Annotated in this window: 19 protein-coding genes; 10 read left to right on the forward strand and 9 right to left on the reverse strand. The window is 63.3% G+C overall.

What is annotated here, in order from left to right:
• Positions 1-18 precede the first annotated feature (18 nt).
• The 3 genes from HGQ17_RS03685 to HGQ17_RS03695 are packed head-to-tail and all read left to right on the forward strand — an operon-like array spanning position 19 to position 2849.
• The gene (locus tag HGQ17_RS03685; protein WP_168886615.1) at positions 19-1062 is read left to right on the forward strand and encodes an ABC transporter permease; all 1044 of its coding nucleotides are present in this window, start codon (positions 19-21) and stop codon (positions 1060-1062) included.
• The gene (locus HGQ17_RS03690) at positions 1063-2094 is read left to right on the forward strand and encodes an iron chelate uptake ABC transporter family permease subunit (protein WP_168886616.1); all 1032 of its coding nucleotides are present in this window, start codon (positions 1063-1065) and stop codon (positions 2092-2094) included.
• On the forward strand, positions 2091-2849 hold the full coding sequence (locus HGQ17_RS03695) for an iron ABC transporter ATP-binding protein (protein ID WP_407670741.1): 759 nt from the start codon (positions 2091-2093) through the stop codon (positions 2847-2849). The genes HGQ17_RS03690 and HGQ17_RS03695 overlap by 4 nt, the downstream gene beginning before the upstream one ends.
• A gap of 9 nt (positions 2850-2858) precedes the next feature.
• Here HGQ17_RS03695 and thpR read toward each other — a convergent pair whose 3' ends face one another.
• Complete coding sequence (gene thpR, locus HGQ17_RS03700; protein WP_168886617.1) at positions 2859-3470, reverse strand: RNA 2',3'-cyclic phosphodiesterase; 612 nt, start codon at positions 3468-3470, stop codon at positions 2859-2861.
• A 77-nt stretch (positions 3471-3547) separates the two neighbouring features.
• On the opposite strand from thpR, the gene HGQ17_RS03705 reads away from it, so the two are divergent.
• A complete protein-coding gene (locus HGQ17_RS03705) occupies positions 3548-4231 on the forward strand; it encodes a TVP38/TMEM64 family protein (RefSeq protein ID WP_168886618.1) in 684 nt (227 codons plus the stop codon).
• A 150-nt stretch (positions 4232-4381) separates the two neighbouring features.
• Positions 4382-5848 (forward strand): MFS transporter, encoded by a 1467-nt coding sequence (locus tag HGQ17_RS03710; RefSeq protein ID WP_168886619.1) that lies wholly within the window; start codon positions 4382-4384, stop codon positions 5846-5848.
• Positions 5849-5928: 80 nt separating this feature from the next.
• On the opposite strand, the gene HGQ17_RS03715 is transcribed toward HGQ17_RS03710, so the two are convergent.
• The 4 genes from HGQ17_RS03715 to HGQ17_RS03730 are packed head-to-tail and all read right to left on the reverse strand — an operon-like array spanning position 5929 to position 10281.
• Positions 5929-7716: an acetyl/propionyl/methylcrotonyl-CoA carboxylase subunit alpha gene (locus HGQ17_RS03715; protein ID WP_168886620.1), complete on the reverse strand. Its 1788-nt coding sequence runs from the start codon at positions 7714-7716 to the stop codon at positions 5929-5931.
• Positions 7717-7730: 14 nt separating this feature from the next.
• Complete coding sequence (locus tag HGQ17_RS03720; RefSeq protein ID WP_168886621.1) at positions 7731-8432, reverse strand: Maf family protein; 702 nt, start codon at positions 8430-8432, stop codon at positions 7731-7733.
• A complete protein-coding gene (locus HGQ17_RS03725) occupies positions 8429-8662 on the reverse strand; it encodes a hypothetical protein (protein WP_168886622.1) in 234 nt (77 codons plus the stop codon). Before HGQ17_RS03725 ends, HGQ17_RS03720 begins: the two co-directional genes overlap by 4 nt.
• A complete protein-coding gene (locus tag HGQ17_RS03730; protein WP_168886623.1) occupies positions 8659-10281 on the reverse strand; it encodes an acyl-CoA carboxylase subunit beta in 1623 nt (540 codons plus the stop codon). The genes HGQ17_RS03725 and HGQ17_RS03730 overlap by 4 nt, the downstream gene beginning before the upstream one ends.
• A 150-nt stretch (positions 10282-10431) precedes the next feature.
• Here HGQ17_RS03730 and HGQ17_RS03735 point away from each other — a divergent pair, with 150 nt between their 5' ends.
• The 3 genes from HGQ17_RS03735 (at position 10432) to HGQ17_RS03745 (ending at position 13253) form a co-directional block, all read left to right on the forward strand.
• Positions 10432-11289, forward strand: coding sequence for an SDR family oxidoreductase (locus HGQ17_RS03735; protein WP_168886624.1), 858 nt, complete (start codon positions 10432-10434; stop codon positions 11287-11289).
• A 60-nt stretch (positions 11290-11349) separates the two neighbouring features.
• Positions 11350-12684 carry a 23S rRNA (adenine(2503)-C(2))-methyltransferase RlmN gene (rlmN, locus tag HGQ17_RS03740; protein ID WP_168886625.1) on the forward strand — a complete coding sequence of 445 codons (1335 nt, stop codon included), beginning with the start codon at positions 11350-11352 and terminating at the stop codon, positions 12682-12684.
• A gap of 152 nt (positions 12685-12836) precedes the next feature.
• A complete protein-coding gene (locus HGQ17_RS03745) occupies positions 12837-13253 on the forward strand; it encodes a DUF3817 domain-containing protein (protein WP_211090405.1) in 417 nt (138 codons plus the stop codon).
• 3 nt (positions 13254-13256) lie between these two features.
• On the opposite strand, the gene HGQ17_RS03750 is transcribed toward HGQ17_RS03745, so the two are convergent.
• Positions 13257-13550 carry a hypothetical protein gene (locus HGQ17_RS03750; protein ID WP_211090406.1) on the reverse strand — a complete coding sequence of 98 codons (294 nt, stop codon included), beginning with the start codon at positions 13548-13550 and terminating at the stop codon, positions 13257-13259.
• A 123-nt stretch (positions 13551-13673) separates the two neighbouring features.
• A complete protein-coding gene (locus HGQ17_RS03755; protein ID WP_168886627.1) occupies positions 13674-13817 on the reverse strand; it encodes a hypothetical protein in 144 nt (47 codons plus the stop codon).
• Between the two features lie 15 nt (positions 13818-13832).
• Between HGQ17_RS03755 and HGQ17_RS03760 the strand changes: the two genes are divergently transcribed.
• Complete coding sequence (locus tag HGQ17_RS03760) at positions 13833-14102, forward strand: hypothetical protein (protein WP_168886628.1); 270 nt, start codon at positions 13833-13835, stop codon at positions 14100-14102.
• Between the two features lie 7 nt (positions 14103-14109).
• Here the strand turns inward: HGQ17_RS03760 and HGQ17_RS03765 are convergent, their stop codons facing one another.
• Together HGQ17_RS03765 and modA are read right to left on the reverse strand one after the other, a co-directional pair.
• Complete coding sequence (locus HGQ17_RS03765) at positions 14110-14919, reverse strand: ABC transporter permease (RefSeq protein ID WP_168886629.1); 810 nt, start codon at positions 14917-14919, stop codon at positions 14110-14112.
• A complete protein-coding gene (gene modA, locus HGQ17_RS03770; RefSeq protein WP_168886630.1) occupies positions 14916-15668 on the reverse strand; it encodes a molybdate ABC transporter substrate-binding protein in 753 nt (250 codons plus the stop codon). The genes HGQ17_RS03765 and modA overlap by 4 nt, the downstream gene beginning before the upstream one ends.
• Positions 15669-15719: 51 nt before the next feature.
• Here modA and HGQ17_RS03775 point away from each other — a divergent pair, with 51 nt between their 5' ends.
• The gene (locus HGQ17_RS03775; RefSeq protein ID WP_168886631.1) at positions 15720-16889 is read left to right on the forward strand and encodes a pyridoxal phosphate-dependent aminotransferase; all 1170 of its coding nucleotides are present in this window, start codon (positions 15720-15722) and stop codon (positions 16887-16889) included.
• The last annotated feature ends 13 nt before the right edge of the window (positions 16890-16902 follow it).

A 16902-nucleotide genomic window follows, 5' to 3' on the forward strand; every position in this document is an offset into this window, starting at 1 on the left:
CACCTGAGAAGAGCCCCCATGACCACCACCCTGCGGCAGGATGTCTCGCAGACCAGCCGCGACATCCTCGTGGAGGACCCACGGACCCGCCGCCATCGCAGGCTCTGGACCCCGGCCTTCCTGGTGGCCATCTTGGTGACCCTCGCTCTGGTGGCCCTCTCCCTGATCACCGGACAGTTCGACGTCTTCGGCGGTGAAGACTGGGAGAACTTCTGGATGTTCAGCATCACCCGGGTCCCGCGTACTGTTGCGCTCATCCTCGCCGGGGCCGCCATGGCCATGTGTGGGGTCATCATGCAGCTGCTGACCCAAAACCGGTTTGTGGAACCCTCCACGATGGGCACCACTGAATGGGCCGGACTCGGACTCATCCTGGTGATGTGGCTCTTCCCCTATGCCAGCCTCTTCGAGCGGATGATCGGTGCTGTGATCATGTCCTTCATCGGGACTATGGTCTTCTTCGCCTTTCTGCGCAAAGTCTCACTGAAATCCAGCCTTATCGTCCCGATCATCGGCATCATGCTCGGGGCCGTGGTCAGCTCCTTCACCACTTACCTCGCCCTGGTCACCGACCGGCTGCAGACCCTGGGCATCTGGTTCCAGGGTTCCTTCACCGGAGTCATCCAGGGCCGTTACGAACTGCTGTGGATCGTGCTGATCGTCACGATTCTGGTGTTCATCACCGCAGACCAGTTCACTGTGGCAGGCCTCGGCCGGGATATGGCCACCAATGTGGGCCTGAACTACGCCCTGGTGCTGTTCATGGGCACCGCCATGGTCGCGGTGGCCACCGGTGTCACCGCCACCGTGGTCGGCACCCTGCCCTTCCTGGGACTGGTAGTGCCCAATATCGTGGCTCTCTTCCGCGGGGATGACCTGCGCACCAACCTGCCCTGGGTGGTGCTGGTGGGCATCTGCACCGTCACCATCTGTGACCTCATCGGGCGGGTGATCATCGCGCCCTTCGAAATCCCGGTGGGTATGGTGCTCGGCCTGGTCGGCGGTGTGGTCTTCCTCGGACTGCTGCTGCGGCAGCGGCGCAAGGGAGGGCTGGTCACCTAAATGTTCAAAACTGCAGACACCACCCAGCAGCAACGGCACTCCGGGCCCATCACCGACCGGAAGCATATGCGCCGGTATGTGCTGATCATGACCATCCTGGGTGCCCTGGCCGTAGGGCTGACCTTCGGGGTGATGACCTGGGACAACCCCGCAGAAACAGGCTCCCGCCCCTGGTGGCTGATCGTGGGAATGCGGCGCGATTCGCTGATCACCATCGCCGTCGTCGCCGTCTGTCATGCAGTGGCCACAGTGGCCTTCCAGACCGCGGTCAACAACCGGATCCTCACCCCCGGGATCATGGGCTTCGGCTCGCTCTACACCGTCATCCAGACCACTGCGGTCTTCCTGCTGGGGGTCGGCGGAGCCACCGCCCTAGTCGGCGTCGGGCCCTTCCTGCTGCAGATGGCGGCAATGGTCGTCTTGGCCACGATCCTCTACACCTGGCTGCTGAGCGGCCGGTTCTCCAATATTCACATCATGCTGCTGGTCGGTGTGGTCATCGGGGGAGTGCTGGGATCTCTGTCGAACTTCATGCAGCGCATGCTGACCCCCAGCGAATTCGATGTGCTCACCGCACGGCTCTTCGGCAATATCTCCAATGCCCGGGCCGACTACCTGCCCTATGCGATCCCGATCGTGCTGGTCGTCGTCGCGCTGCTGTGGTTCAGGGCCAATACGCTCAATGTCATCGCCCTGGGCCGGACCACCGCCCAGAACCTGGGGGTGGCATATAAGCGGGAGCTGATCATCATCATGGCCCTAGTCTCACTGCTGGTGGCCACCGCCACCGCCCTGGTGGGGCCGATGATGTTCCTGGGCTTCCTCGCCGCCACCCTGGCCTACCAATTCGGCGACACCTACTCCCACCGGCTGCTGTTCCCGATGGCGGTGCTCTTCGGCTACACCATCCTGACCGCCAGCTATTTTGTGCTCCGCCATATCTGGGACGCCGGCGGGGCAGTGACCGTGATCGTCGAACTCATCGGCGGGCTGGTCTTCCTGATCGTTCTGCTCAGAAAGGGGCGCCTGTGAGCATCACCCTCACCGATGTCCAGAAGGACTACTCAGATAAGGTCCAGATCGGACCGGTGACCACCGAGATCCAGTCCGGTGGCGTCACCGCTCTGGTGGGGCCTAATGGTGCCGGAAAATCCACCATCCTGACCATGATCGGCCGGCTGCTGGATATCGACACCGGAACCATCACCGTGGCTGGCCAGGACGTGGTCAACTCCCCCTCGAAGGCGATTGCCAAGATCCTCTCGGTGCTGCGCCAGGAAAACCACTTCGTCACCCGGCTCACCGTTCGCCAGCTGGTGGGCTTTGGCCGGTTCCCGCACTCTCGGGGTCGGCTGACCATTGGGGATGAGAAGTACATCTCCGAGGCCATCGACTTCCTGAACCTCACCGATCTGGAGAACCGGTACCTCGACCAGCTCTCCGGCGGTCAACGGCAGCGGGCCTATGTAGCCATGGTGCTGGCGCAGAACACCGACTACGTGCTACTGGATGAGCCGCTGAACAACCTGGATATGCAGCATGCGGTGCAGATGATGAAACAGCTGCGCCGGGCCGCAGATGAGCTGGGCCGGACCATTGTGATCGTGCTGCATGACATCAACTTCGCCGCTCACTACTCGGATAAGATCCTGGCGATGAAGGACGGCAAAGTCGTCAAACACGGCACCCCGGCCGAGATCATGCAGAACGAGGTCCTCACCGAGATCTTCAACACCGAGGTCAACGTCATCGACGGCCCCAAGGGGCCCCTGGCTGTCTACTACTGAGCACTCCGCTCACCCCAGGGGAAGCTCAGCCACCGTGCTGTAGAACGGGGCGCCGGATTTTCCTGCTCCGAGCTCCGAGGCGACCAGATATGCCGTCCCGACTTTCCACCGCGGGCCCTCATAGACAGCCAATGCTTCAGCATGGGACCGAATCTGCGCGGCAGCTTTTCTTCGGTCACGGGCCCGGGCAAGGGTCAGATGAGCACGACGACGCTCCCGGGCACCGGGCAGATCCGCATTGCGAGCGTAGCCCGCACCTATCTCATCGACCTGCCGCATGAGATCGATCAACGGGCTTGAACCATTGGAATGCACTGCCGCGGACTGCTCCTGAACCCCGGCCCACAGAGTACGCCCGGAGAAGACCCCGGCGCCGCGAAGCCGAAGGTCCAGCGGTTCCACAGAGGCGAGTTCCGATTCGAGCTGAGAGGTTAGCTCATCCACGGCGCCAGCGGAAACCTCACCGTAGAACCCCAGGGTGATATGCCGCTGTTTCGGCTGGACCCACCGTAGCGCGGGCCGACCCGCACCTGGGTTATGACCACCGCCGACGGCCTCGAGAGCCATGGCCAAATGAGCGTTGACATGCTCGGGCAGGAAAAACCCCACAAACAGCCGCATACCCCTAGTCAACAGGTGCCCGGCCCACAGCCTTCCCGCGGCCAGCTGATCAGCTGCGCCAAGTAGGCTGGCGATTGATGAACGACGACGCCGAGAACCCACCTGCCTCCGGGGAGTCCCCCTGGCAGACCGGCCTGCGAAATGCCGCACTCATCGCGGCGATTCTCGGCATGGCCTGGGTGGTCTTCAACGTGGACCTGCCCCCGGTGCGGGAGCTGCAGGCCATGATCGCCGATCTCGGCTGGGCTGGCTGGATCGTCTTCGTGATCCTCTGCGCCATCGTGGCCATCACACCGATCCCGGTGACCATTGTGGCCGTGGCCGGAGGCTTTCTCTTTGGGGTGGTCATCGGCAGTGTGCTCGCCGTGGCCGGAGTGTTCCTCGGAGCCTGGGGAGCCTATTGGCTGGCCCGCGGGCTGGGTAAGAAAACTGTCCTGCGGCTGCTGGGCCGGCATCGCGAGCGGGTGGAAGAACATCTCACCAGGGCAGGCTTCGAGGCAGTCTGCATCCTCCGGCTGATGCCGGGGGTGCCTTATTGGCCGGTCAACTACGGCTCCGGGGTCCTCGGGGTGCGCAGCAGCGTCTATGTACCGGCGAGTCTGATGTCGATCATCCCCGGTCAGGTCTCCCTGGTCGCGGTCGGGAATTTCATCGCAGAACCCGGCATTATCGCCGGTGCCCAGGTGCTCATCGCCTGGGCTGTCGTTATCTGTCTCATGATTATTGCGTACCGCCGGTGGAGAACAGCCCGGCGGCGATAGGATTGAGCGTTCGATAAAAACGTATTGAGCATTCAGTTAATGCTGTGTAACATAAATCACACCTCGCAAGCGGGTGCCTGTGCTCCGTGCTGTACGGCGCGGGGCATTATTCTGTCCGCTTCCTCGCACAAAGAGATACCGAGATAACTTATGACAACAACACTTGATTCGGCCCCGGGCAGCCAGCCTGATCCCGATGATCCCAATAAGAACGACGATATTGCAGATAAGAACCTCACGGTTCCGCGACGACGCATCATCATCGCCTCGCTGATCGGGACCACCATTGAGTTCTACGACTTCTATATCTACGCCACTGCGGCGGTATCGGTCTTCCCGATCCTATTCTTCATCGCAGAGGACGACGGCGCAGCACTGCTGGCCTCGATGGCCACCTTCGGTGCAGCCTTCGTCGCCCGCCCCCTGGGCGCGGTGATCTTCGGCCACTTCGGCGACATTATCGGACGAAAAGCCACCCTGGTGGGCGCGCTGCTCACCATGGGTATAGCAACCTTCCTGATCGGTCTGCTGCCCACGATCTACACCATCGGTCTCTGGGCGCCGATCATGCTGACCATCTTCCGCTTCTGCCAGGGCCTCGGCCTCGGCGGCGAGTGGTCCGGTGCCGCCCTGCTGGCCTCCGAAACCGCCCGGCCCGGCAAACGCGCCCAGGCGGCCATGTGGCCCCAGCTGGGTGCACCCTTCGGCTTCATCCTCGCCAACGGCCTCTTCCTGATCCTAGCCTGGATCTACAGCTACGACTCCATCGCCATCCGCGAGCTGGCCGCTGACGATATCGACGCCGCACTGGCAGATCCCTTCCTGGTCTGGGGCTGGCGCATTCCCTTCCTGCTGTCCATCGTGATGGTCGCCGTCGGGCTCTATGTCCGCCTGCGGATCGAGGAGACCCCGGTCTTCGCCAAGGCCCTGGAGAACAAGGCGCAGTCCAAGGTGCCCGTCGGTGAGGTCTTCAAGAAGAACTGGTGGGAGATCATCCTCGGTACCTTCATCATGCTGGCCACCTACGGCCTGTTCTACCTCATGACCACCTGGATCCTCTCCTATGCGATCGCTGCACCAGGGGAGGACGGCACCGGCGGACTGGGCTATAACTACATGAACTTCCTGGTCCTGCAGGTGGTCGCCATCGTCTTCTTCGCGATCTTCGTGCCCATTGCCGGGCGACTGGCCGATAAATTCGGCCGCCGCCGCATGCTGATGGCCGTCACCGGCGGCATCATCCTCTTCGGCCTGAGCTTCGGTTACTGGCTCAATGCCGAGAGCATCGGCTCCGGTGAGGATATGAACGTCTGGCAGATGCTGCTCTTCCTCTGCGTGGGTATGAGCCTCATGGGTCTGACCTTCGGGCCGATGTCGGCCTACCTGCCCGAGCTGTTCCCCACCAACACCCGGTACACCGGATCCGGTGTCGCCTACAACGTCTCCTCCATCCTCGGTGCAGCCCTGACCCCCTTCGTGGCGGTCTGGCTGGTGCAGACCTACGGAGTCTGGGCCGTGGGCGGCTACCTGGTGTTCCTGGCAGTGCTGACCATGATCAGCCTCATCCTCTCCCCGGAGACCTCCAAGAAGTCCCTCTACGAGGACAAGACCGCCTAATCCTCCCTCGCAGACAGCAGAAAGCGGTGGCACCCACTGAAGGGTGCCACCGCTTTCTGCATTGGGGTAGGGGTAAGCCCTTATTCGATATTGGCCAGAGCCTGCCCCGCTTTGACGCTGGTGCCGGGCTCCACCTTGAGGCCCTTGACCTTACCGGCCTTATGCGCGGTGATGGGCTGTTCCATCTTCATCGCCTCCAGAACCACCACGAGATCACCCTCGGCAACCTTGGCGCCATCCTTGACAGCCACCTTCACCACAGTGCCCTGCATCGGGGAGGTCAGCGCATCACCGGAGACCGCCGCGGCTGCAGTGGTGCGCTTGCGCCGCTTCTTCTTGGTGGCTGCCTGACCATTGCCGGTGAGCTTGCCAGCCGAGAGCGAGCTGGGCACATTGACCGTGACCCGCTTGCCATTGACCTCGACGACGACGTCCTCGCGCCCGGTGTCCTCGGCAGCCGCAGGCTGGGCGGCCAATGCGTTGAACGGGGCGATGTCATTGACGAATTCGGTCTCGATCCACCGGGTGTGGACTGAGAACTTATTGGCCCGTGGATCCTCCAGCTCAGGGGCGAAGGCCGAATCGGTGACCACTTTGCGGTGGAAGGGCAGCACAGTGGGCATTCCCTCAACCTGCATCTCGGCCAGGGCGCGGGATGCCCGCTGCAGGGCCTCTCGGCGGTCAGCGCCGGTGACGATGAGCTTGGCCACCATGGAGTCGAAAGCACCGGAGATGCTCTCGCCGGCACGGACACCAGAGTCCACCCGCACACCGGGACCACTGGGGGTGTCGAAACGGTCCAGACGACCAGGGGCCGGCATGAAGTTCCGGCCCGGATCCTCACCATTGATGCGGAACTCCAGGCTGTGACCGCGTACCTGGGGGTCGTCATAGCCGAGTTTCTCACCGCGGGCGATCCGGAACTGCTCGCGGACCAGGTCGATACCGGTGACTTCCTCGGTGACCGGATGCTCAACCTGCAGACGAGTGTTGACCTCCAGGAAGCTGATGGTGCCATCGGCGCCGATGAGGAACTCACAGGTACCGGCACCGGTGTAACCGGCCTCCTTCAGGATGGCCTTCGAAGCCCGGTAGAGCTGACGGGTCTGCTGGCGGGTCAGGAAGGGGGCAGGTGCCTCCTCGACCAGTTTCTGGTTGCGGCGCTGCAGGGAGCAGTCGCGGGTAGAGACGACGACGACGTGGCCATGGGCATCTGCCAGGCACTGGGTCTCCACATGACGGGGAGTGTCGAGGAACTTCTCGATGAAGCACTCACCGCGGCCGAAGGCGGCCGTGGCCTCCCGGACGGCGGATTCATAGAGCTCGACGATCTCATCATGCTCACGGACCACCTTGATGCCGCGGCCGCCACCACCATGGGCGGCCTTGATGGCGATCGGCAGCCCCTGCTTCTCCGCGAAGCGCAGCACCTCTTTGGCTGAGCTGACCGGAGCCTTAGTCCCGGGGGCCAGGGGAGCGCCGACCCGTTCGGCCAGCTGCCGGGCCGAGACCTTGTCACCCAGGGTCTCGATGGCCTTCGGCGGGGGGCCGATCCAGACCAGACCGGCGTCGAAGACAGCCCGGGCGAACTCCGCGTTCTCGGAGAGGAAGCCGTATCCGGGGTGAATGGCATCAGCCCCGGTGGCCGAGGCGGCCTCCAGGATCTTGTCGATCACCAGATAGGAATCAGCTGCGGTCTCCCCGCCCAGGGCATAGGCCTCATCGGCGAGCCGAACATGGACCGACTCACGGTCAGGCTCGGCGTAGACCGCCACAGTGGACAGGCCCTCATCCCGGGCAGCCCGGATGACCCGAACCGCGATCTCCCCGCGGTTGGCGATCAGCACCTTCGAAAACTCGGTGGTCATGCTTAGTTTTGTCCTTACTTCCACAGTTCAATCACGTCGATGTTCAGCTCTGCCAGCAGTCGGGTCACAGCCGCAGGGGACAGCCCGATGACTGCATTGGGGTCCCCGGCGATCTCGTTGATGAATACCCCTGCCCGACCTTCCAGGGTGAAGGCCCCCGCGCAGTGCAGCGGCTCACCGGATTCGGCATAGGCGCGGATCTGCTCATCAGTGGGCTCACCGAAGCTCACCTGGGAGGAGACTGTCTCCCCGGCTGAGTTCAAAGTATTCTCCGGCACTCCCAACTGACCGGAGGCAATGGCACCCATGCCCAGCCAGGAGTGCTTGACGGTGCCGATGGCCGAGGCGGCATCTACCAGCCAGTGACCGGTGTGCAGAGTTCCGGTCTTGCCCCGCATCTGCTGCCAGCGGGCCACCGCGGTCTCGACTTCATAGGGCTTGCCATAGGCCTGGCCCTCGAGTTCGAAGACCGAGTCGCAGCCCAGGACCACCGCGCCGCGGGATTCCGGCAGTGCAGCCACTGCCTCAGCTTTGGTGCGGGCCAGCAGTTGGGCGGTCTCAGCGGGGCTGAGCTCACCGGCCTGCTCCACCACAGCAGTCTCATCGACATCGGAGACCACCACGTCGAAGGTGATTCCGGCCTGTTCGAGGATTTTGCGGCGGCTGGGTGATTTCGAGGCCAGGATCAGCCGCGGTGTGGATTCCTTGCTGCTCATAGTCGACCTCCACTGGCTTGGTTCCAGGATGAGGACCCGGGACGGCCCCAGAGTCCGTGCTGGTCATTGTCCAACCGGTGTTTGCGCTGCAGCGCTCGGTTCAGTGGTCCGGTGCCTCCGGCATCGGTGTGCACCGGCTCCGTAGCAGCCAGTCGGCCCAGTACCGCCACTACCGCAGCGGTCTCCTCGGGGCTCAGCTCCGGGCCGCGGATTTGCAGGTCATGGCTCATAGCGGGATGTTTCCGTGCTTCTTCGCTGGCAGGGACTCACGCTTGTGATAGGTCGCGCGCAGGGCCTTGGAGATCTGCCACCGAGTCTCAGCCGGTTCGATCACCGCATCGATATACCCCAGCTCAGCCGCCTGGTAGGGGTTGAGCAGGGCGTCCTCATAGTCATCGATGAGCTCCTGGCGCTTGGCCTCGACGTCGCCGCCTTCCTTCTCCACTGACGCCAGATCACGGCGGTAGAGAATATTGACCGCACCCTGGGCGCCCATCACGCCGATCTGCGCGGTGGGCCAGGCGAGGTTGATATCGGCGCCGAGCTTCTTGGAGCCCATCACAATATAGGCACCACCGAAGGCCTTGCGGGTGATCACAGTGATCTTCGGGACCGTGGCCTCGGCGTAGGCGTAGAGCAGTTTGGCCCCGCGGCGGATGATCCCACCCCATTCCTGGTCGGTGCCGGGCAGGAAGCCGGGGACATCCACCAGGGTGATGATCGGGATATTGAAGGCATCGCAGAAGCGGACGAAGCGGGCTGCCTTCTCACTGGCGGCGATATCCAGGGTGCCAGCGAACTGGCTGGGCTGATTGGCCACCACGCCCACGCTGCGGCCCTCGACCCGGCCGAAGCCGATGATCACATTCGGGGCGTACATCGCCTGCAGCTGCAGGAAGTAGCCGTCGTCGAGGAGCTGTTCGACCAGCTCGGTCATGTCATAGGGGGCTGAGGCCGAATCCGGGATCAGCTGGTTCAGCGCCTCATCCTCGGCCTCGATCTTGGGGCGCTCCTCGGCCGGTTCCACCGGAGCCTCAGCCAGGTTGTTCAGCGGCAGGAACTCCAGCAGCTCCTTGGCGAACTCGATGGCGTCCTGCTCATCGGCGGCCATATAGGTGGCAGTACCGGTGGTGGTGTTATGGGTCCGGGCCCCACCGAGTTCCTCCATCTGCACATCCTCGCCGGTGACCGATTTGATGACATCGGGGCCGGTGATGAACATATGGCTGGTCTTATCGACCATGATCACGAAGTCGGTCAGGGCGGGGGAGTAGGCGGCACCGCCGGCTGCCGGGCCCATGATCAGGGTGATCTGCGGGACCACTCCTGAGGCATGTACGTTATTGCGGAAGATATCGGCGAACATCGCTAGTGAGGCCACACCCTCCTGGATGCGGGCCCCGCCACCGTCGTTGATGCCGATCACCGGGCAGCCGTTACGGGCGGCGAACTCCTGGACCTTGACGATCTTCTCGCCGTTGACCGCGGAGAGGGAACCGCCGAAGACCGTGAAGTCCTGAGCATAGACGGCCACCAGGCGACCGTCGATAGTGCCGTAGCCGGAGACCAAGCCATCACCGAGCAGCTTCTTCTTCTCCATCCCGAAGGCATGGGTGCGGTGAACCGCCAGGGCATCGAACTCCACAAAGGAGTCCTCATCCAGGAGCATCTCGATCCGCTCCCGGGCTGTGTGCTTGCCCCGATTGTGCTGCTTGGCGATTGCTTCTTCACCGGCCGGCGCCAGGGTCTGATCGCGGCGGCGCCGGAATTCGGCCAGTTTTCCCTCGGTGGTCTTCAGGGAGGGGTAGGAACTCTCCGATGGCGCAGCATCGTTATTGCTCGAGGTCATTGGTGATGAGAAGCCTTTGCCGTTGTCCTGTACAGAATCCACAAACTGGGGGCCAGTCTAATCAGGCAAAAGGGATGCTTCGGTGTAGAAAACCTACAAACCTAGGGGGTGTTCTGTCGCAATCTAGCTACTGGCCAGTAGGGTAGGTGTATGACTGAGAACTCATCCACTGCTGCGACCCTGACCGGTAAGACCGTTCTGATCTCCGGCGGCTCCCGTGGGATCGGGCATTCCATCGCCGTGCGGCTGGGCGAGGCCGGGGCGAATGTGGTGCTGATCGCCAAGACTGATCAGCCGCATCCGAGCCTGCCCGGGACAGTGCATACTGCCGTTGAAGACATTGAAGCCGCAGGTGGGGCCGGTCTGGCCGTAGTGGGCGATATCCGCAACGACGACGACGTCGCCGCTGCCGTTGAAGCCGCCGTGGAGCGGTTCGGCGGTATCGATGTGGTGGTCAACAACGCCTCGGCCATCGATCTCAGCCCTGCCGAGCAGCAGGATATGAAGCGCTATGACCTCATGCAGGACATCAACGCCCGTGGCTCCTTCGCGCTCTCGGCAGCGGCCATTCCGCATCTGCGGGCCAGCGCCCAGCAGCAGGGGTGGACGCCGAAGGTTGTGACACTGTCCCCGCCGGTCAACCTCGACCCCAAATGGTTCGCCAAACATCTCGGTTACACCATGAGTAAGTACGCGATGTCGATGACCACTATCGGACTGGCCGCAGAAATGGCTGATGCCGGAGTCGAGGTCAACTCCCTGTGGCCGGTGACCCTGATCGAGACCGCCGCCCTGCGCAATATCCCCGGTGGTGAGAAGCTGGCCCGCGGGGCGCGGAAACCCCAGATCGTCGCCGACGCCGCCTATGCCCTGATCAGCGGTACGGCTCGGCTGGGCAGTGGAGGCTTCCTCACTGACGAGCAGGTGCTCACAGAGGCCGGTGTCACCGATTTCAGCGACTACGCAGTGGAACCCGGTGCCGAACTGATCCCCGATATCTTCCTCTGAGCCGAGCACAGACCCCGGGCGATCGGCAGGGGCATTGCTAGACGTGGGACAATAGTGCCGATGTCTGAGAACACTGCCGCCTCGTCCTCGCCCTCATCCCGCCCTCAGGTCAAGCCACGCACCGAGGGCTGGACCCAGGCTGTCGATGCCGAGGGTCGGCCTAAGCTGCAGTTCGCCCAGTCCAAACGGGTCAAGCAGCCACCGACACATCTGGCCGATCTCACCCTCGATGAGCGCATCGCCAAGGCCAAGGAGGCCGGGCTGCCCGGTTTCCGGGCCAAGCAGCTCTCAGTGCACTACTTCCAGCACTACACCTCGGATCCCGCGCAGATGACTGATCTGCCGGCAGCCGATCGGGAGAAGCTGGTGGAGGAGTTCCTGCCCCCGCTGCTGACGGAGGTCCGGCGGCTGAAGACCGACGACGGCGCAACCATCAAATTCCTCTGGCGGCTCTTCGACGGAGCCCTGGTGGAGTCAGTGCTGATGCGATACAAGAATCGCATCACCCTGTGCATCTCCAGCCAATGCGGCTGCGGTATGAACTGCCCCTTCTGCGCCACTGGCCAGAACGGGCTGACCCGCAATATGTCCACCGCCGAGATCGTGGACCAGATTGTGCAGGCCAACCGGGTGATCGCCGCCGGCGAGCTCGATACCCCCTCGGCCGAGGAAATCGCCGAGGAAGCCGATCACGCAGGGCTCGGCGAAGAGACGGACTACGCAGACTCCGAGATCTCGGCAGTCAAGCAAGGTCAGGCGTCGTCGTCATCTGTCTCCGGTGAGAAGGCAGGTCCCCAGAGGGTCGGCAATATCGTCTTCATGGGGATGGGTGAGCCCCTGGCGAACTACAAGCGCGTGATGAACGCGGTGCGCCGGATGATCGACCCGGCACCTGAGGGACTGGGCATGTCCGCCCGCGGAATCACCGTCTCCACAGTGGGCCTGGTGCCGGCGATCAAGAAGCTGGCTGATGAGAACCTGCCGATCACTTTCGCATTGAGCCTGCATGCCCCCGATGACGAACTGCGCGATGAGCTCATCCCGGTCAACTCACGGTGGAAGGCCGATGAGGCCATCGACGCCGCCCGCTACTACTACGAGACCACCGGGCGGCGGGTCAGCATCGAGTACGCGCTGATCAAAGACATGAACGATCATCCCTGGCGGGCAGACCTGCTGGCCGAGAAGCTCAATGCCCGCGGCCGCGGCTGGGTGCATGTGAACCCGATTCCGCTGAACCCCACGCCGAACTCGGTCTGGACGTCCTCCGAGCCTGCGGTGATGCAGGAGTTCATCGACCGGCTCAATGACGCCGGGGTGCCGACCACGCTGCGGGATACCCGCGGCAAAGAGATCGATGGGGCCTGCGGCCAGCTGGCTGCCGCCGAAGACTGAGCCACCGGACTGGCTGCGAACCCAGCAACCACGGAGTCCGAGTTCTTCCCAGCGTTATTGCATGATCCCCGCGAAAAGTCATGGGGAGATCGCAATATCTCTGGGAAAACTGTGCCGGGGTGCGTAGGGACCCATGTGTTGAGAGGAAACGAATGACCGAGAAGACCGTCACCGATGCCGAGCAAGCCGCTCAGAATGCGCCGGGGCGTAAACCCGCCCGCGGTAACACCGGCTGGCAGAAGTTCATGCGGATCGCCTTCCACGTAGTGGCCATCACCGAGGCCATCACCTGGACCGGGCTGCTCTACGGAATGTGGATGCGCTATATCGTCGGCGTCAGTGAGGCCGATGACCCCGTCCCGCTCTGGGGCATGCTGCACGGTATCGCCTTCATCGTCTTCTGCGGGGTCGTTGTCGTTGCCGGCTGGACCTTCCGCTGGCGGATCCGCGAATACCTCATCGCCCTGGCCGCGGCTGTGCCCCCACTGACCACCATCCCCCTGGAGATCTGGTACTCCCGCACCGGAAAGCTCAAGCCATCGCGACCGGCAGCGGCACCCGCTAAATAAGGATCAGTCCGCTTCTTCCAGCTCGGCCTCGGCTCGTCGCCTCTGCCGCCGTCCCCACCAGATAAGGCTCAGCAGGGTGGCTGCGCTGACCACTGCCAGCGCTCCGGTGGCTGTCCACAGGAAGACCGGTGAGGCCCCGCCTGCCTCCGGAAGATCGTTGACGATTTCCACCTGCAGGAGTCCGCGCCCATTCAGTACGGCATGCATGAAGGCATAGAACCAGGCCAGCGCCAAGGTGAGCAGTACTGCAGTGACGGTCAGATTTCGTGCCGCTGACTGCCCGGCGTAGAGCTCCACACCCGGGACGCCTCGCCGGGAGGCATACCAGAGGGCCAGCGCTAAGGTGATTCCCGCACCAAAGAGAAGGACGGCCGAGGCGAAAGCCTGTCCTAATGTCGCCAACAAGGCGGCCAGGGCCCATCAAATGATCATGCCGAGAATCAGTCCGAAGGTCGCCGCCTCGGTGTAGACGGCGCGTTCGCGTTCATCCCACTGAGCATCGGCGCGGCTTTCGATCAGATGCTCCGCCGCCCGGTCGATTCGTGAAGTCTTAGTGCTGATCATCTGTCTGCTCCCTGAGTGGATTCCGTTGTGCCGCTGGGTGAGGACTCCCAGATGACCGATGACGAAGGCGAATCCATGGGACCGGACTGGACCCTGATCAGCACGCCCGAGGACTACGAGGAGGAGTTCTACCGTTTGGATGTGCTGGGCATGATGGATGACTCCGTGGGCGGGCAGCGGCTCTTCGTCACAGTGGAAGAGGCTGCAGACGGCTATGAGCTCGCCCAGGTCGAAAGCACTCAGCTGTGTCTGCGCGGAGTCAGCGAGGTTGGCCTCTGCCTCTGATGACCAACTACTGCTGCCAGGTAGACCGGCTGCGGCTGTAGGCCAGTGAGATCACCAGGACCGCCACCATAATCAGCAGCAGCGACAGAGCCATAGCGGCATCGGGGTCGGTCTCCCGCTGCAGATAGATCTCCAATGGCAGGGTCCGGGTCACCCCCTGCATGCTTCCGGCGAAGGCAAGGGTGGCTCCGAACTCCCCGAGGCTGCGGGCGAAGGCCAAGACCGCCCCAGAGATCAGGGCGGGGCTCAGCAGGGGCAGCACCATATACCGCAGCACCTGAGTGCGGGAGGCACCATCGACGGTGGCCGCCTCGAGAAGATGGCGGTCCAGACCCCGCAGGGCCGTCTCGACACTGATCACCAAGAACGGCATGGAGACAAAGGTCATCGCTAACACCACCGCCACCGAGGTATAGGCGATCCGGATCCCGAAGAATTCCAGAGCCCCCGAGAGCAGGCCCTGACTGCCGAAGGTGTAGAGCAGGGCTAAGCCTCCGACCACCGGAGGTAGGACCAGCGGTAAGAGAACTAGGGAGCGCAGTAGGCCCGCAGCCCGAAAACGGTTGGGGTTGGCGGCAGCTGCGGCCAGCAGCAGGGCCAGAGGAACCCCCAGGAGCAGGCAGAGCACTGTGGCAGCAGCGGAGGCCCACAGGGACAGCCGCAGGGCCGCCAGGGAGGACTCCGAGGTCAATAATTCCGGAATTGCCGCCCAATCCAAACGGCTGAGCATCCCGATAACCGGCAGCAGCACCACAGCAGCCCCCAGCAGTGCCGGGAGCAGAACCCAACCGGGTGGGCGAGTCCAGGAACTCCTCATCGGTCCACCTCGGTGAACCCAGCCTCCTGCAGGATCTGCTGCGCCTGCTCATTGGTGAGCAGGAAATCGATGAACTCCATGCCGGCCTCAGCAGAGGACGCCCCCTCAAGCAGGGCCACCGGATAGTAATTGGGATCCTCGGCTGCACCCGGTAACTCCAGGGCCTCCACCTCCCCGACGGCCTGGAGGGCATCTGTGGCATAGACCAGTCCCGCATCAGCCTCCTGACTGCGCACCCGGCCCAGAACATCGGTGACAGAGGTTTCTTCGGATACCGCCTGGATACCGACCTCGGCGCTGTCTGCCAACCGCGCAGTGGCAGCACCACAGGGCACCTGAGGAGTACAGACCACAGTGTCCACCGCCGAATCTTGCAGGTCGGAGAGCCCCTGGACCTCGGCTGGATTGCCGGGCGGAGTGATCAGCACCAGATGATTGGCAGCAAAGACTTCAGGGTCACCGCTGGTCAGCCCGGACTCCACCGCCTGTTCCATAGTGGTCTCATCAGCAGTGGCCAATACATCGGCAGCGGCCCCGTGGCTGAGCTGCTCCACCAGAGTTGAGGAGCCGGCAGCATTGATCTGCACCTCAGTGCCAGTCTCCTCGGTGTAGATCTCGGCGATCTCCGCCAAGACACTGTGCAGGCTCGCAGCGGCGAAAACCTGAAGTTCGGCGTCGTCGTCATCTGCACACCCCAACACCAGCGCTGGGGCGCAGATTGTGCTGATCAGGGCAGAGGAGCGTCGCATTGTCCCCAAGCTTAAGGCGTGTCTCCCAATTGACGCCGATAGGCTGGAGCCATGAAACCCTCACGGCGTTCAGATGTGCCCGGATTCGAAGTGATGAGCATCCTGGCCGAGATCGAGAAGCTTCGCGCAGCAGGCCGGGACATCATCTCCCTGACCGCCGGGGAACCCGGCTCCGGCGCTCCACCGGCGGTCAATGCGGCCGCCGCGGAGGTGCACGGACAGAACACCGTGCTGAACTACTCGCCGTCCTTCGGCATCGCCCCACTGCGCCAGGCCCTGGCCGAGCACTACAGCAATTGGCACGACGTCGACATCCCGGTGGAGCGGATCGCAGTCACCACCGGCTCCTCGGGAGCCTTCGTGCTCAGCTTCCTGGCCGCCTTCGACCCAGGGGACCGGGTAGCCCTTGCCCGGCCCGGATACCCCGCCTACCGCAATATCCTCACCAGCCTCGGAATAGAGGTGGTCGAACTCGACTGTGGACCTGAGGTCAGGTTCCAGCCCACTGCCGAGCAACTGGAGGCAGAGGTCGCAGCCAATGGCCCCCTGAAGGGACTGATGGTTGCCTCCCCGGCCAACCCCACCGGAACGATGGTCAGCCGCCAGCAGCTCACCGAACTGGCCCAGTGGTGCCGGAGCAATGAGGTCCAACTGATCAGTGACGAGATCTACCACGGCATCACTTTCGAACAGCCCGGGGTCAGTGCTGCCGAGGTGGACGAGCAGGCGGTGATCATCTCCTCCTTCTCCAAGTACTGGGGGATGCCCGGCTGGCGCCTGGGCTGGACAGTGCTGCCCGAATACCTCGTGGACCCGGTGGCGCGCCTGGCCGGCAACGTGGCCCTATGCCCACCCCACGGTTCACAGATCGCCGCAGTGAAAGCCTTCAGCGCGGAGTCCATGGCCTTCGCCGAAGAGCAGCTGGCCGACTACGCCGCAGCCCGGGAACTGGTGCTGAACTCCCTGGAGGAGCTGGGCTGGGGCAATGCCGCACCTGCCGATGGTGCCTTCTACGTCTACGCCCATCTCGGGGACCATCTGAAGCGTCATGGGGATGCCACAAGCTATGCCAAGGCACTGCTGCATGAGGCCGGAGTCGCCGTCGTGCCCGGTAGTGATTTCGACCCGGTCAACGGTCACGAGTGGATTCGTCTCTCCCTGGCCCCGGGCTCGGATGCCGTCCGTGGAGGGCTGGAGCGTATCCGCCTGTTCCACGGCTGAACAGAGCCTGGTA

Origin of the sequence: Nesterenkonia sedimenti (genome assembly GCF_012641515.1) — a bacterium.
Classification (GTDB): domain Bacteria; phylum Actinomycetota; class Actinomycetes; order Actinomycetales; family Micrococcaceae; genus Nesterenkonia; species Nesterenkonia sedimenti.